13 protein-coding genes are annotated in these 13,830 nt (G+C 67.1%); 3 read left to right on the forward strand and 10 right to left on the reverse strand.

All coding sequences use genetic code 11. The annotated features are described in order from the left end of the window. Positions 1–159 precede the first annotated feature (159 nt). From cobT to LG334_RS20525, 3 genes are all read right to left on the reverse strand, one after another. Positions 160–2,136, reverse strand: coding sequence for a cobaltochelatase subunit CobT (gene cobT, locus LG334_RS20515; protein ID WP_404381014.1), 1,977 nt, complete (start codon positions 2,134–2,136; stop codon positions 160–162). Positions 2,137–2,246: 110 nt separating this feature from the next. Beyond that, positions 2,247–3,233, reverse strand: coding sequence for a cobaltochelatase subunit CobS (cobS, locus tag LG334_RS20520; protein ID WP_404381016.1), 987 nt, complete (start codon positions 3,231–3,233; stop codon positions 2,247–2,249). A gap of 101 nt (positions 3,234–3,334) precedes the next feature. Next, positions 3,335–3,955, reverse strand: coding sequence for a J domain-containing protein (locus LG334_RS20525; protein WP_404381018.1), 621 nt, complete (start codon positions 3,953–3,955; stop codon positions 3,335–3,337). 147 nt (positions 3,956–4,102) lie between these two features. On the opposite strand from LG334_RS20525, the gene LG334_RS20530 reads away from it, so the two are divergent. Then, positions 4,103–4,432 (forward strand): BolA family protein, encoded by a 330-nt coding sequence (locus LG334_RS20530; protein WP_404381020.1) that lies wholly within the window; start codon positions 4,103–4,105, stop codon positions 4,430–4,432. A 65-nt stretch (positions 4,433–4,497) separates the two neighbouring features. On the opposite strand, the gene LG334_RS20535 is transcribed toward LG334_RS20530, so the two are convergent. Continuing rightward, positions 4,498–5,004, reverse strand: coding sequence for an HNH endonuclease (locus tag LG334_RS20535; RefSeq protein ID WP_404381022.1), 507 nt, complete (start codon positions 5,002–5,004; stop codon positions 4,498–4,500). Between the two features lie 140 nt (positions 5,005–5,144). Here LG334_RS20535 and gluQRS point away from each other — a divergent pair, with 140 nt between their 5' ends. Beyond that, positions 5,145–6,026 carry a tRNA glutamyl-Q(34) synthetase GluQRS gene (gluQRS, locus tag LG334_RS20540; protein WP_404381023.1) on the forward strand — a complete coding sequence of 294 codons (882 nt, stop codon included), beginning with the start codon at positions 5,145–5,147 and terminating at the stop codon, positions 6,024–6,026. 9 nt (positions 6,027–6,035) lie between these two features. Here the strand turns inward: gluQRS and LG334_RS20545 are convergent, their stop codons facing one another. The 6 genes from LG334_RS20545 to LG334_RS20570 all read right to left on the reverse strand — a co-directional run bounded on the left by LG334_RS20545 (position 6,036) and on the right by LG334_RS20570 (position 12,240). Further along, positions 6,036–6,188, reverse strand: coding sequence for a hypothetical protein (locus LG334_RS20545; protein ID WP_404381025.1), 153 nt, complete (start codon positions 6,186–6,188; stop codon positions 6,036–6,038). Between the two features lie 102 nt (positions 6,189–6,290). Continuing rightward, on the reverse strand, positions 6,291–7,139 hold the full coding sequence (locus tag LG334_RS20550; protein ID WP_404381027.1) for an ABC transporter permease subunit: 849 nt from the start codon (positions 7,137–7,139) through the stop codon (positions 6,291–6,293). A gap of 3 nt (positions 7,140–7,142) precedes the next feature. Further along, positions 7,143–8,153, reverse strand: a complete 1,011-nt coding sequence (locus LG334_RS20555) for an ABC transporter permease subunit (protein WP_404381029.1) — start codon at positions 8,151–8,153, stop codon at positions 7,143–7,145. Next, a complete protein-coding gene (locus tag LG334_RS20560) occupies positions 8,150–9,271 on the reverse strand; it encodes an ABC transporter ATP-binding protein (protein WP_404381030.1) in 1,122 nt (373 codons plus the stop codon). The genes LG334_RS20555 and LG334_RS20560 overlap by 4 nt, the downstream gene beginning before the upstream one ends. Before the next feature lie 89 nt (positions 9,272–9,360). Further along, positions 9,361–10,464 (reverse strand): polyamine ABC transporter substrate-binding protein, encoded by a 1,104-nt coding sequence (locus LG334_RS20565; protein WP_404381032.1) that lies wholly within the window; start codon positions 10,462–10,464, stop codon positions 9,361–9,363. 390 nt (positions 10,465–10,854) lie between these two features. Further along, positions 10,855–12,240: an aspartate aminotransferase family protein gene (locus LG334_RS20570; protein ID WP_404381034.1), complete on the reverse strand. Its 1,386-nt coding sequence runs from the start codon at positions 12,238–12,240 to the stop codon at positions 10,855–10,857. Positions 12,241–12,535: 295 nt separating this feature from the next. Here LG334_RS20570 and LG334_RS20575 point away from each other — a divergent pair, with 295 nt between their 5' ends. Beyond that, complete coding sequence (locus LG334_RS20575) at positions 12,536–13,810, forward strand: NAD(P)/FAD-dependent oxidoreductase (protein ID WP_404381036.1); 1,275 nt, start codon at positions 12,536–12,538, stop codon at positions 13,808–13,810. Positions 13,811–13,830 lie beyond the last annotated feature (20 nt).

Consider the following 13,830-nt stretch of genomic DNA (forward strand, 5'->3'; position numbering starts at 1 on the left):
GCTTCCGCCCCCACCCCCGATTGAAAGGCGCAGCCTCTCAAACTCTTCAGTTTCTTGGTACTTGGCGCTTATGGCTGCGCACTCGCGCGTTCGGAGGGCTGCGTCCTCCGAGCGGGGTTCGGGGCGGCAGCCCCGAGCGCGTGAGCGCTTTATCGTCTCTCAGATCACCGCGCGCTCCCAGCCGCGGCCGCCGGCGCGGGGCGGTTCGTCGAAGAGGTCGGTGAGCTGGCGCATGACGGTGCCGCCAAGTTCCTCGGCATCCATGATCGTCACGGCGCGGCGGTAGTAGCGCGTCACGTCGTGGCCGATGCCGATCGCCACCAGGTCCACCGGCGAGCCGGTCTCGATGGCGTGGATGACCTCGCGCAGATGGCGCTCCAGCGTGTTGCCGGGATTGACCGAGAGCGTCGAGTCGTCCACCGGCGCGCCATCGGAGATCACCATCAGGATCTTGCGCTGCTCGGGCCGCGCCATCAAGCGGTTGTGCGCCCACATGAGAGCTTCGCCGTCGATGTTCTCCTTGAGGATGCCCTCGCGCAGCATGAGCCCCAGGTTGCGGCGCGAGCGCCGCCACGGCGCGTCGGCGTTCTTGTAGACGATGTGGCGCAGGTCGTTCAGGCGGCCGGGATTGGGCGGCTTGCCGGCCGCCACCCACTGCTCGCGCGACTTGCCGCCCTTCCATGCCGACGTGGTGAAGCCCAGGATTTCCACCTTCACGCCGCAGCGCTCCAGCGTACGCGCCAGGATGTCGGCGCTCATGGCCGCCACGCCGATGGGACGCCCGCGCATGGAGCCCGAGTTATCGATGAGCAGCGTCACCACCGTGTCGCGGAACTCCATGTCCTTTTCCATCTTGAAGGACAGGCTGTGCATCGGGTTGGCGACGATGCGGGCGAGGCGACCGGCGTCGAGCAGGCCTTCCTCCAGGTCGAATTCCCAGGCGCGGGTCTGCTTGGCCATGAGCTTGCGCTGCAGGCGGTTGGCAAGCCGCGCCACCACGCCCTGAAGGTGGGACAGCTGCTGGTCCAACTGCCCGCGCAGGCGGCTCAGCTCGTCGGGGTCGCACAGTTCGGCCGCTTCCACCACCTGGTCGAAGCGGGTGGTGAAGGGGTGGTAGCGGTGGACGTCCGGGTGTTCGTTGTGGCCCGGGCGGGGCTGCGCCGGTTCGGCCTGGGGGCCGGCGGGCTCTTCCGCGCCCTCGCCCATCTGGCCCATGACGGCGTCGCTTTCCTCGCTCTCGCCCTCGGCGTGCTGGTCGTCGGCGCCGGCCTCCGAGCCCGCATCCATGCCCTCGTCACCGGACTGCTGCTCGCCGCCCTGCTGCTTTTCCGACTCGCCTTCCTCGGGCTGGTCCTGGTCGCCGCCGGCGGCGGTTTCCTCCTCTTCGCGCTCCTGGCGCTCCAGTTCCTCGCGGTCGTCGTCCTCCAGCTCCAGGTCCTCGATGAGGCGGCGGAGTTCGTCGGCGAAGGCGGCCTGATCGCCCAGCTTGTCCAGCAGGGTCGGCAGGTGGCTGCCCAGCTTGTCCTCCAGGTAGGGGCGGCAGATGTCGACCATGTGCTGCATGGTCGGCCCCGCCTCCACCGCGCCGAAGCGCTCGTGGGCATACAGGCGCAGCACCTCGTGCAGGGGCATGCGGCTCTGTTCGTTGACCTGGGAGTAGCCCTCGCCGGACAGGCGCTGCTCGATGGTGCCCGACAGGTTGCGCGAGATGCCCTTCAGCTTCCGCGCCCCCAGCGCCTCCACGCGGGCCTGCTCCAGCGCATCATAGACCTCGCGCGCCTCGCGGTTCTGCGGCAGGCGGCGGCGGTGCACGACGTCGTCGTGGTGGCGCAGGCGCATGGCCAGACTGTCGGAGGTGCCGCGCAGGCGGGTGATCATGTCCGGCGTCAGCTTGGCCGCCGGCAGGGGCAGGCGCACGGTGTTGCCCACCGTCTGGGCGGCGTTCTGGGCGTAGGTGAGCGGGGTGTAGGTCACCTGTACGTCAGGCTCGCCCGACAGCGCGCGCACGCAGGCGGTGGTGGCCCGCTTCACCGTTTCGGTGGGGCCGCCATCACCGCTGGCCGTGCGGCCACCGGGCAGGTTGGAGCCGCCGGCGTGCCGGGCGGAGGAAGTCGTCGACGGGGCTTTGCGGTCCATGCTGTCTCCACGCGCCGCGTGTCGGAAAGGTCGCTCGGTCGAGGAAGGCGCGGCCGGCGCCCGCCCTCGTCATCAGGCGGCGCCGGCCGGACCCGGTCGGTGGGCGGCCGTCAGACGGCGACGGCGCGCACCGGGCTCTCGGGCAGGTCCTCGCCGAAGCAGCGCTGGTAGTACTCGGCGATCACCGGGCGTTCCGTCTCGTCGCACTTGTTGAGGAACGTGAGACGGAAGGCGAAGGCCACGTCGCCGAAAATCTCGGCGTTCTCCGCCCAGGTCAGCACCGTGCGCGGGCTCATGACGGTCGAAATGTCGCCGTTGATGAAACCGGCGCGGGTCATGTCGGCCACGGCCACCATGGCGGAGATCTTCTCGCGACCCTCGGGCGTGTCGTACTCCGGGCGCTTCTTCAGGACGATGTCCGCCTCGGCGTCGTGCTCCAGGTAGTTGAGCGTGGCGACGATGTTCCAGCGGTCCATCTGCGCCTGGTTGATCTGCTGCGTGCCGTGGTAGAGGCCCGTTGTGTCGCCCAGGCCCACCGTGTTGGCGGTGGCGAACAGGCGGAAGCCCGGATGCGGGCGGATGACGCGGTTCTGGTCCAGCAGCGTCAGCTTGCCCTCGACCTCCAGCACGCGCTGGATGACGAACATCACGTCGGGGCGGCCGGCGTCGTACTCGTCGAAGACAAGCGCGCAGGAGTGCTGCAGGCACCACGGCAGCAGGCCCTCCCGGAACTCGGTCACCTGCTGGCCCTCGCGCAGGACGATGGCGTCCTTGCCCACCAGGTCGATTCGGCTGATGTGGCTGTCCAGGTTGACGCGGATGCACGGCCAGTTCAGGCGGGCGGCCACCTGCTCGATGTGGGTGGACTTGCCCGTGCCGTGGTAGCCTTGGACCATCACGCGGCGGTTGAACTTGAAACCGGCCAGGATGGCGAGCGTCGTCTCGCGATCGAACAGGTAGTTGGGGTCCAGATCGGGGACGTACTCGTTGCCTTCCTTGAAGGCCGGGACGGTCATGTCGGAATCGATTTTGAAAGCCTCGCGGACCGAGACTTCCGTGTCCGGGGTGCCCGTCGGGATGTTGGCGCCGACCTCCATGGTCCTCCTCGAAAGCGGTTCGTGTTCATCTCTGCGCGGCCGTGGACCCGCGGGTCCGGCGGCCGGGGCGGTGGTCGTTGTCCCCTATATAGGGTGCGCGATCAGGCATTCAGGCCGTTGAGCAGCGTTTTATAGGCCTGATTGACCGCCTTGAAGCGTTCCTCCGACGCCTTGTCGCCAGGATTGAGGTCGGGATGATAGCGCTTCACGAGTTCCTTGTATCGCGCTTTCAACCCCTCCTTCGTCAAGGGCCACTCCAGGTCCATGACGCGCATGGCCTTGTCCTGGTCGGTTCCGCGCTGGGGCCGGCCGGCGGCGTATTCGCGGTTGTAGCGCTGCTCGCGCCTGTTCTCGGCGGCCTCTTCCTCGAAGAAATCGAAGCTGTCCTTCACGCGGCCCGCCTTGAACGCCCGGTACGCCGCCGCCGAGGTGCCGAGCCCGGCATGGACGTGGCCCAGCTTCCAGCTCGGCCTTCCCCAGGTGGTGTCGGCGCGGACGCTGGCCTCCACTTCCTCCTCGCTCATGTCGGCGTAGTAGTTCCAGCGCTTGTTGTACTCGCGCACGTGCTCCAGGCAGTAGTGGTCATACTCCCGCAGACTGCGGTCGCGCGGCGCGCGGTAGTCGCCGGCCTCGCGGCATCCGGGCCAGGCACAGGTTTCCGTCGCGACCCCGGGCGGGTCGCGGTCCTGGAAGAAGGCGTGTGAGCGTCTGCGGCCGTTCATCGGGTCAATATGCGGAGGTTCGCTTGATGAGGCAACCGGCCTGATGGCCGGGCCGGACGCCCGCTTCCAGGCGCTTGACGCCGCCCCGCCCGCACCCCACCCTCAGGCCCCGATTGTCCTTTTCCCGGCCCACGGAGAGACGCACCGATGCCCACCATCCGCGAGCGCATGGAGCGCAAGCTGACCGACGCCTTCGCCCCCGTCACGCTGGAGATCAAGGACGACAGCCACAAGCACGCCGGCCACGCCGACCGCATCGCGGCGCTGAAGGACCAGGGCCAGGGCGACGGCCATGCGCCCATCGACGGCGGCGGCGAAACGCATTTCCGCGTCGCCATCGTCTCGGACGCCTTCGAGGGCAAGAGCCGGGTGCAGCGCCAGCGCATGGTGTTCGACACGCTGAAGGAGGAGTTGCAGGAGCGCATCCACGCCCTGCAACTGAAGACCATGACGCCCGAGGAAGCGCGGACGGAGTGAGTGACCGCCGGCCTGCCCGCCGTCGTCCGGCCACAAAAAACCCGGCCAGCGGCCGGGGCGGTCGGTCATTCCTCCAGTTCGGAATCCCAGTACAGAAAGTCGCGCCAGCTTTCGTGCAGGTAGTTGGGCGGGAAGCGGCGGCCGATGTCCTGAAGCTGGAAGGCATTGGGGCGGAAGGGCTCGCGGATCAGGGGCATGCCGCAGTCCTTGGGAAGCTTGCTGCCCTTCCGCAGGTTGCAGGCCCCGCAGGCCGTGACCACGTTCAGCCAGTTTGTCCGCCCGCCCCGGCAGCGCGGGATCACGTGGTCGAAAGTCAGGTCGTGGGTGGGAAAGCGCCGACCGCAGTACTGGCAGGTGAAATGATCGCGAAGGAACACGTTGAACCGGGTGAAGGCCGGCCTTCGATGGGTGGGCGCGTATTCCTTCAGGGCGATCACGCTGGGAAGCTTCAACTCCATGCGTGGACTGTGGATGATGGCGTCGTCATATTCATGCACGACGCTCACCCGCCCAAGGAACACCGCCTTGATGGCCTCCTGCCACGGCCAGAGCGACAGCGGATAATAGCTCAAGGGCCGAAAATCCGCGTTCAGAACCAAAGCCGGGCTTCTGTCCAGTATCGCGTTCAAGGTCTACCCCGCTGTCCGGGTGTTTAGACACAAGATATGGTACTCAGTATCAGAGTTCCTGCCAAGCAAGACGATACCGTTTTATGAAATCGCCAAACACGCCGGAAAACAACAAGACCTTTCAAACGGTTACTCGATTCGCGCCGTCCCCCACCGGACACTTGCACCTGGGTCACGCGCACTCTGCGCTGTTCTCGTTTCGACAGGCGCGGGAGGCCGGCGGGCGCTTCCTGCTGCGCATCGAGGACATCGACAAGGGCCGCTGCCGTTCTGAATACGAAACGGCGGTGCTGGAGGATCTGCGCTGGCTGGGCCTGGAGTGGGAAGAGCCCGTGCGCCGCCAGTCGCAGCACTTCGACCAGTACGCCGACGCGCTGGAGCGGCTGGAGGCCATGGGGCTGCTCTACCCCTGCTTCTGCACCCGCAAGGAGATCCAGGCCGAGGTCGCCCGCAGCCCCAGCGCCCCGCACGGCCCCGACGGCGTGCTCTACCCCGGCACCTGCCGCGCCCTGGCACCCGAGGACCGCCGCACCTTGCGCGCCGCGGGCCGGTCCTTCGCCCTGCGGCTGGACATGGCGCGCGCGGTGGAGCAGACCGGGCCGCTGACGTGGCATGACCGGGCTGCGGGACCGCAGCAGGCACGGCCGCAGATGTTCGGTGACGTGGTGCTGGCGCGCAAGGACACGCCGACCAGCTATCACCTCGCCGTCACCCACGACGACGCATTGCAGGGCGTGACACTGGTGACGCGCGGGCAGGACCTGTTCGAGGCGACGCACATCCACCGGCTGTTGCAGGCGCTGCTGAGCCTGCCCGTGCCGGAGTACCACCACCACGGCCTGCTCACCGACCCCGAGACGGGCCGCCGCCTCGCCAAGCGCGACAAGAGCCGGACGCTCCGCGCGCTGCGGGAGGCGGGCCGGACGCCGGCGGACGTGCGGGCGATGGCCGGCATGCCTGACTGAGAACCGCCGTCATTTGAAGCGGCGCGGCCGCTCCTTGTAGTTCTCGTGCAGGACCTCTGTCTCGTTGCGCTTCTTCGCCTTGCGCATGCGCTGAAGCTGGAACGCGCCGTAGGCGATGCCGATCAGCAGGGTCACCATGGCGAGGATGAAGATTTCGGACATGACGGACCTCCGTTGCTGCGAACGTAAGCCCGCCCTACGGAGCGGTCGGAGGCAGCGGATCGGCCGGCCCGCCATCAGGCCGCGCCGTACCACCGCGGATCGTCAGAACCGCTCCTCCTCCGCCGCGGCCGCCGCGGCCGCCTTGTCGCGCAGGGCTTCCTGACGGCGCATGAACCACGCGGCGAGCAGGATCGTCAGGGCCGCCACCAGCACCAGCAGGGTCGCGAGCGCATTGATCTTGGGGCTCACGCCCAGCCGCACGCTGGAGAACACCACCATGGGCAGCGTCGTGGACGCCGGGCCGGAGGTAAAGCTCGCCACCACCAGGTCGTCCAGCGACATGGTGAAGGCCAGCAGCCAGCCGGCCACCAGCGCCGGGGAAATGATCGGCAGGGTGATGGCGAAGAACACCTTTGCCGGCCGCGCGCCCAGGTCGAGGGCGGCTTCCTCCACGCTCTCGTCCATCTGCGCCAGGCGCGACTGGATGATGACCGCCACGAAGGCCATGGTGAAGGTGGAATGCGCGATGGTGATGGTCGACACCCCCCGCCCGGCCGGAATGCCGATGGCCTGCTCCAGCGCCACGAACAGCAGCAGCAGCGACAGGCCGGTGATGACCTCGGGCATGACCAGCGGGGCCGACAGCATGCCCGAGAACAGCGTGCGCCCCCGGAACCGCCTGAAGCGCGCCATCACCATGCCGGCGATGGTGCCCAGGATGGTCGCGATGGTCGCCGAGAACACCGCCACCCGAAGCGAGACCCAGGCGGCGTCCAGGATGTTGTCGTCCTGGAACAGCTCCAGGTACCACTTCGTCGAGAACCCGGACCACACCGTCACCAGCCGGTTCTCGTTGAAGCTGTAGATGATGAGCAGCAGGATCGGCACGTAGAGGAACGCAAAGCCGAGCCCGAGCGCTGTCAGCAGGAAGAAGGAGCGGTTGCGGCCCATGGCTCAGGACTCCTTCTTCGCGTCGCGCGCCTGATAGTGCTGGAAGATCATGATGGGCACCACCAGCAGCACCAGCATGGCGATGGCGACGGCCGACGCCACCGGCCAATCGCGGTTGTTGAAGAATTCCGACCACAGGACGCGGCCGATCATCAGCGTTTCCGGCCCGCCCAAGAGGTCGGGGATGACGAACTCACCCACCGCCGGAATGAACACCAGCAGCGAGCCCGCCACGATGCCCGGCACAGACAGCGGCAGCGTCACCGTCAGGAAGGCCTTCCAGGGCTTGGCGCCCAGGTCGGCGGCGGCCTCCAGCAGGGACCGGTCCAGCTTCTCCAGGTTGGCGTACAGCGGCAGGATCATGAACGGCAGGTAGCTGTAGGTGATGCCGAGGTAGACCGAGAACTCGTTGTAGAGCAGCGGCAGCGGCTCGTTGATGAGGCCGGTCCACATCAGGAAATTGTTCAGCAGGCCGTTGCTCTTGAGAATCCCGACCCAGGCGTAGACGCGGATCAGGAACGACGTCCAGAAGGGCAGGATCACCAGCAAAAGCAGCATGTTGCGGGTCGACGGCCTGGCCTTGGCGATGGCGTAGGCCATGGGGTAGCCCACCAGCAGGGTCAGGATGGTCGACACCGTCGCCATCTTCAGACTGCCCAGGTAGGCCTCCACGTACAGCGGGTCTTCCAGCAGGAACTGGTAGTTGCCGATGGCGAGCTGGATGCGCAGGTACGTTCCTTCCGCCCATTCCACCAGCGCGGTGTAGGGCGGCAGGCCCAGGCGGTATTCGGCGAAGCTGATCTTGAAGACGATGGCGAAGGGCAGCAGGAAGAACAGCAGCAGCCACACGTAGGGAATGGCGATCACCAGCCCCCGGCCGCCGATGCGCAGCCGTTTCGACATCCACCGGGAAAGGTGCCCGGTCATGCGGCGGGCGCGCACGCCCTGCTCGGCCTCCGGCACGCCCACGGCGCCCGGCTCGCGCGGGGCTTCCTCGGGTCGGACGTGGGTCATTGCGTCACCACCACGCTGCTGTCCGGGTTCCAATGGATCCACACCCGGTCCTCCCAGGTGATGTCGGCCTGGGCTTGGCGGGTGACGTTGGGCACGGTCACCCGCACCATCTTGCCGGTGTCCAGCGTCACCATGTAGGTGGAGATGCCGCCCAGATACACGATATCCGTCACCTTGCCCTCTCCGACGTTGTCCGTCGCGGCGGGCCTGTCCTTGCCGATGAAGACCTTCTCGGGCCGCACCGCCACCCACACCGTCTGCCCCTGACGGGCGGCGATGCCGTGGCTGACGTAGATGCGGCTGGAAATTTCGGGGCTCTGGATGGTGACGTAGTCGGCCTCGTCCTCGTCCAGCACGCCCTCGAACATGTTCACGGTGCCGAAGAACTCCGCCACGAAGCGGGAGTTGGGGTACTCGTACATGGCGTGGGGGTTGTCGATCTGGATGATCTCGCCCGCGTCCATGACGGCGACGCGCGTGGACATGGTCATGGCCTCCTCCTGGTCGTGGGTGACCATGACGAAGGTGACGTCCAGTTCCTCCTGGATGTCGACCAGTTCCAGCTGGGTGCGCTCGCGCAGTTTCTTGTCGAGCGCGGACAGGGGCTCGTCCAGCAGCAGCACCTTGGGGCGCTTGGCGAGGCTGCGGGCAAGGGCCACGCGCTGGCGCTGGCCGCCGGACAACTGCTGCGGCTTGCGCTTGGCAAACCGGCCCAGTTCCACCAGTTCCAGCATTTCCGCCACGCGGCGGTTGACCTCCGCCCTGGGCAGCCCGTCCTGCTTGAGCCCGAAGGCGATGTTCTGCTCCACCGTCATGTGGGGGAACAGGGCGTAGGACTGGAACATCATGTTCACCGGCCGCTCATAGGGCGCGAGGCCGCCGATGTCCTGGCCGTCAATGAGGATGCGGCCGGATGTCGGCTGCTCGAACCCCGCGATCATGCGCAGCAGGGTGGACTTGCCGCAGCCCGACCCGCCCAGCAGCGAGAACAATTCGCCCTGGTTGATGGTCAGCGACACCCCGTTGACGGCGGTGAAGTCGCCGAACTTCTTCACCACGTCCTGGATCTGGATGATGGGTTTGGTACGGGTGCGGGTCGCCGCAGCCAGTGTGGTCATGGGTCGGGCACTCACAACGCGGGACGAAAGGCTGTATCAGGAAAAAGGGGGCGCCGGCCGAAGCCGAGGCGCCCCCCGATCCGCTTAATTTACCGGCCGGTCTTGATCTTGTTCCAGGTCCGGGTGCGCAGGCGGTCCAGCTTCTGGCCCGCCGGCGTGTCGACGAACAGCTTCTCCTTGACCTCTGCGGTCGGGAAGATGGCCGGGTCGTTCCAGATTTCATCCGACACGTATTCCTCCGACGCCGGCACGGCGTTGGCATAGGCCACGTAGTCGGTGATGGCGCCGATCACCTCCGGCTGGAGGATGTAGTTGATGAAGGTGTGGGCGTTGTCCGGGTGCGGCGCGTCGGCGGGGATCGCCAGCGTGTCGAACCACATGGCCGTGCCTTCCTTCGGAATGGTGTATTCCACCGTGAAGTCCTTGCCGGCTTCCTCGGCGCGATACTTCGCCTGGAAGATGTCGCCGGAGAAGCCCATGGCGACGCAGGCATCGCCGTTGGCCAGCGCGTTGATGTATTCGCTGGAGTGGAACTTCTTGATGTAGGGGCGAATCTTCATCCACAGCGCCTCGGCTTCCTCGTAGTGGGCCGGGTCGTCGGTGTTGAAGGGGTGCCCCAGGTATTCCATGGTGACGGGGAAGATTTCGGACGGGCTGTCCAGCACGTAGATGCCGCATTCCGCCAGCTTCTCGGCGTTGGCCGGATCGAAGATCAGGTCCCAGCTGTCGGTCGGCGCGTCGGCGCCCAGCGCGGCTTCCACCTTCGACGGAATGTAGCCGTAGCCGTTGGTGCCCCACTGGTAGATGGCGGCGTGCTCGTTGCCCGGATCGGCGGCCTGGAGGCCCTTCATCAGGTCTTCGTCCAGGTTGTCCCAGTTGGGGATCTTGGACTTGTCCAGCGGCTGCACGATGTCGCCCTGCACGAAGCGGGCGAGGAAGGTCGACGTCGGCACGATGACGTCATAGCCCGAGTTGCCGGCCAGCAGCTTGGCCTCCAGCATCTCGTTGCTGTCGTAGACGTCGTAGTTGACCTTGATCCCCGTCTCCTTCTCGAAGTTGGCGATCGTGTCCTCGGCGATGTAGTCGGACCAGTTGTAGACGTTGAGGACCTTTTCCTCCTGGGCGACGGCGCCCCCGGCCATGACTACGGCCATGGCGGTTCCGGCGATCAGGGATCGGGTAAACTGTCGCATCGTCAAAAGCCTCCTCGCGTTCGGATGGCGGCCGGGCCTGGTGCCGGCCGGCACGCTGGACACCGGCCCGCCGCGCCGATGCGGCCTCGGGCGGCTTTGGCGCAAGCCATTGTCCAACCGTCAGTCTTTGCAGCAAACTTCGCCGCCCGGCAAGTGACATGATGTCATGCCGGCACGGGCGGTCATGCGTCCGGGGCGGGTCTTCGCGGGAAGGCGGTGTCGAGGGAATGGGTCATGGGGCTGGTCTCCCGGTTTATGTGGTGAAGCCTCCCGCCCCTGCCGGTCTGTCGCCGGCCAAGGGCATTGTACCTGTTCATCCGGCCGTTCATTTTGTTTTACACCGTCCCGCCGCTCCGGCCGGTGGAGGGCGGGACGGAAGGGGCGTCAGGCTCAGACCGTGACGCCGGTGTCGTGCGCCGTCTTGTCGAGAACCAGGCGGACCTTCTCCACCAGCTCGTCGATGTGGGCGTGGGTCAGGATCAGCGGCGGCGACAGCACCAGCGTGTCATAGACCGCACGCATGATGAGGCCGCCCGCGAAGCTGTGGTCGCGGGCGATGGTGCCCACCTTGCCGACATCGTTGAAGAACTCGTGGCGGGCCTTGTCGCGGATCAGCTCGATGCCCGCGATCATGCCGATGCCGCGCACCTCGCCGACGATGGGGTGGTCGGCCAGCTCGCGCAGGCGCTTCTGGAAGTAGGGCCCGGTGTCGGAGCCGACACGGTCGACAATGCCCTCGTCACGCAGGATGCGGATGTTTTCCAGCGCCACCGCGCAAGCCACCGGATGACCGGAATAGGTGTAGCCGTGGAAGAACTCCCCGCCCTTGGCGATCAGCGTATCGGCGACGCGGTCGCCCACCATGACGGCCGCGATGGGCTGGTAGCCCGAGGACATGCCCTTGGCCAGCGGCATCAGGTCGGGCTTGATGTCGAAGGTCTGGCTGCCGAACCAGTTGCCGGTGCGCCCGAAGCCGCAGATGACCTCGTCGACGATCAGCAGGATGTCGTACTTGTCGCAGATGCGCTGGATTTCCGCCCAGTAGGTCGCGGGCGGGTAGACCAGCCCGCCCGCACCCTGGATGGGCTCGGCGATGAAGGCCGCCACCGAATCGGGGCCGACTTCCTGGATCTTGTCCTCGAGCCAGCCGGCCGCCTTGACACCGAACTCGTCCGGGTCCTCGTGGTAGCCCAGCTGGAACCAGTGCGGCGGCTCGATATGGGCAAACCCCGGCAGCACGCCCGACTGCGTGTGCATGGCCGACATGCCCCCCAGCGACAGGGCGGCGAGCGTGGAGCCGTGATAGCCGTTGCGCCGGCCGATGATGACCTGTCGCTGTGGCTGGCCTTCCAGCGCCCAATAGCGGCGCACCATGCGGATGACGGTGTCGTTGGCCTCGGACCCCGAGCCGGCGAAGAAGGCGTGGTTCAGGCCTTCGGGCGTCAGTTCCACCAACTGGCGGGCAAGCTCCGTCGCCGGCATGGTGGTGGTCTTGAAGAAGGTGTTGTAGTACGGCAGCTCCTGCATCTGGGCATAGGCAGCCTCGGCCAGTTCCTTGCGGCCGTACCCCACGTTGACGCACCACAGCCCGGCCATGCCGTCGAGGATCTTGGTGCCCTCGCTGTCGTAGAGGTACGGGCCTTCCGCCCGCACGATCAGGCGCGCGCCGCCCTCGTCGCTCAGGCCCTTGAAGTCGGTGAAGGGGTGCAGGTGGTGGGCGGAGTCGATCTTCTTCCACTCTGCGGTGGTGCGGTTGGAGGCCGACAGGGCGGTCATGGAGGCTCCTTGCATCCAGGGGTGCGGGAGAACGCTTGATGAGTATTTTGAACACATCCCACGCCCGCCGCAAACCCGGAATTTGCCGCCGCCCCGCCTTCTGCACCGCAAAACCTCTGTTCCTCAACGGGTTGTTGGCGGAAATCGCGCCTGACATGCGGCGCTGCCGCAGAGCTTTCAGTACGGCGAAACTTTACACCGCCTTGACAGTCCCGCCGCCCCGGCCTACCGAAGAGAACCACCCCTTCTTCCGAGTCCCACCCCGCGCAGCCGCTGCAAACGACGGACAATTCCCATGGCCGAACCGCACGCCAAGTCCTATTACGCCGCCTCCGCCACCGCCTTCACGGACCAGCCGCCGCTGGAGGGCGATGCCAAGGTGGACGTCTGCGTGGTCGGCGGCGGCATGACCGGCTGCTCGGCGGCCCTGCACCTGGCGGAACGCGGCTACAAGGTCATGCTCATCGAGGCCAACCGCATCGGCTTCGGCGCCTCCGGCCGGTCGGGCGGGCAGCTCATCGCGGGCTATGCCGCCGACATGCACAAGGTGGAGAAGTACGTCGGCCCGGAAGAGGCCCAGCGCATGTGGAACATGAGCGTGGAGGCCGTCGACCTGGTGCGCGAGCGCACCCGCCGCCATGCCATCGACTGCGATCTGGTGGACGGGCACCTTCACGTCGGCGTCAAGCCGCGCCACTGCGAGGAACTGCAGGACCTGGCCGAGGAGTGGGACCGCTACGGCTACGACGGCGTCCAGTATCTTGATCGCCATGCGGTGCGGGCGCGCGTGGACAGCGAGACCTACGTCTGCGGCCTGCTGGACCCCAAGGGCGGCCACCTTCACCCGCTCAACTACACGCTGGGCCTGGCGCGCGCCTGCCTGGACGCGGGCGTCGTCATCCACGAGGACACGCCCATGACGGGGTGGGATGCCGGCGACCCCGCCACCATCCACACCTCGCGCGGCAGCATTCGCGCCAACCACGTCATCCTCGCGGGCAATGCCTACCTGTGGGAGAAGGAGCGCAAGCTCGGCACCAACATCATGCCCGTGGGCACCTACATCGTCGCCACCGAGCCGCTGGGCGAGAACCGCGCCACCAAGCTGATCCCCAACAACGAGGCCGTGGCGGACATCCTGTTCGTCCTCAACTACTTCCGCCGCTCCGCCGACCACCGGATGCTGTTCGGCGGGCGCGTCAGCTATTCGCGGATCGAGCCGGCCAGCGTCGGCGAGGCCATGCGCAAGACCATGCTGAAGTACTTCCCGCAGCTCGACGACGTGAAGGTGGACTACGCCTGGGGCGGCTACGTCGCCATCACCGCCAACCGCCTGCCCGATTTCGGCCGCCTGGCGCCCAACGTGCTGTATGCGCAGGGCTTCTCCGGCCACGGCGTGGCCCTGACCAGCCTGGCCGGGAAGCTGATGGCCGAGGCCGTCGCCGGTCAGGCGGAGCGCTTCGATCTGCTGGCGAAGATCCCCCACATGCCCTTCCCCGGCGGTACCATGTTCCGCACCCCGGCCCTGGTGCTGGCGATGGCGTGGCACCGGCTGCGGGACATGCTCTGATCCGGAGCCGCGGCCCGCGG

The sequence above is a fragment of the Caenispirillum salinarum genome (genome assembly GCF_044803115.1).
Classification (GTDB): Bacteria; Pseudomonadota; Alphaproteobacteria; order Rhodospirillales; family Rhodospirillaceae; genus Caenispirillum; species Caenispirillum salinarum_A.

What these genes read in the sequence shown, in the direction of transcription:
- LG334_RS20530 (WP_404381020.1), top strand. Translation starts at nt 4,103, where the DNA reads ATGCCCACCATCCGCGAGCGCATGGAGCGCAAGCTGACCGACGCCTTC.
- LG334_RS20565 (WP_404381032.1), bottom strand. Translation starts at nt 10,464, where the DNA reads ATGCGACAGTTTACCCGATCCCTGATCGCCGGAACCGCCATGGCCGTA.
- LG334_RS20550 (WP_404381027.1), bottom strand. Translation starts at nt 7,139, where the DNA reads ATGGGCCGCAACCGCTCCTTCTTCCTGCTGACAGCGCTCGGGCTCGGC.
- LG334_RS20555 (WP_404381029.1), bottom strand. Translation starts at nt 8,153, where the DNA reads ATGACCCACGTCCGACCCGAGGAAGCCCCGCGCGAGCCGGGCGCCGTG.
- LG334_RS20525 (WP_404381018.1), bottom strand. Translation starts at nt 3,955, where the DNA reads ATGAACGGCCGCAGACGCTCACACGCCTTCTTCCAGGACCGCGACCCG.
- LG334_RS20560 (WP_404381030.1), bottom strand. Translation starts at nt 9,271, where the DNA reads ATGACCACACTGGCTGCGGCGACCCGCACCCGTACCAAACCCATCATC.
- LG334_RS20545 (WP_404381025.1), bottom strand. Translation starts at nt 6,188, where the DNA reads ATGTCCGAAATCTTCATCCTCGCCATGGTGACCCTGCTGATCGGCATC.
- cobT (WP_404381014.1), bottom strand. Translation starts at nt 2,136, where the DNA reads ATGGACCGCAAAGCCCCGTCGACGACTTCCTCCGCCCGGCACGCCGGC.
- gluQRS (WP_404381023.1), top strand. Translation starts at nt 5,145, where the DNA reads ATGAAATCGCCAAACACGCCGGAAAACAACAAGACCTTTCAAACGGTT.
- LG334_RS20570 (WP_404381034.1), bottom strand. Translation starts at nt 12,240, where the DNA reads ATGACCGCCCTGTCGGCCTCCAACCGCACCACCGCAGAGTGGAAGAAG.
- LG334_RS20575 (WP_404381036.1), top strand. Translation starts at nt 12,536, where the DNA reads ATGGCCGAACCGCACGCCAAGTCCTATTACGCCGCCTCCGCCACCGCC.
- cobS (WP_404381016.1), bottom strand. Translation starts at nt 3,233, where the DNA reads ATGGAGGTCGGCGCCAACATCCCGACGGGCACCCCGGACACGGAAGTC.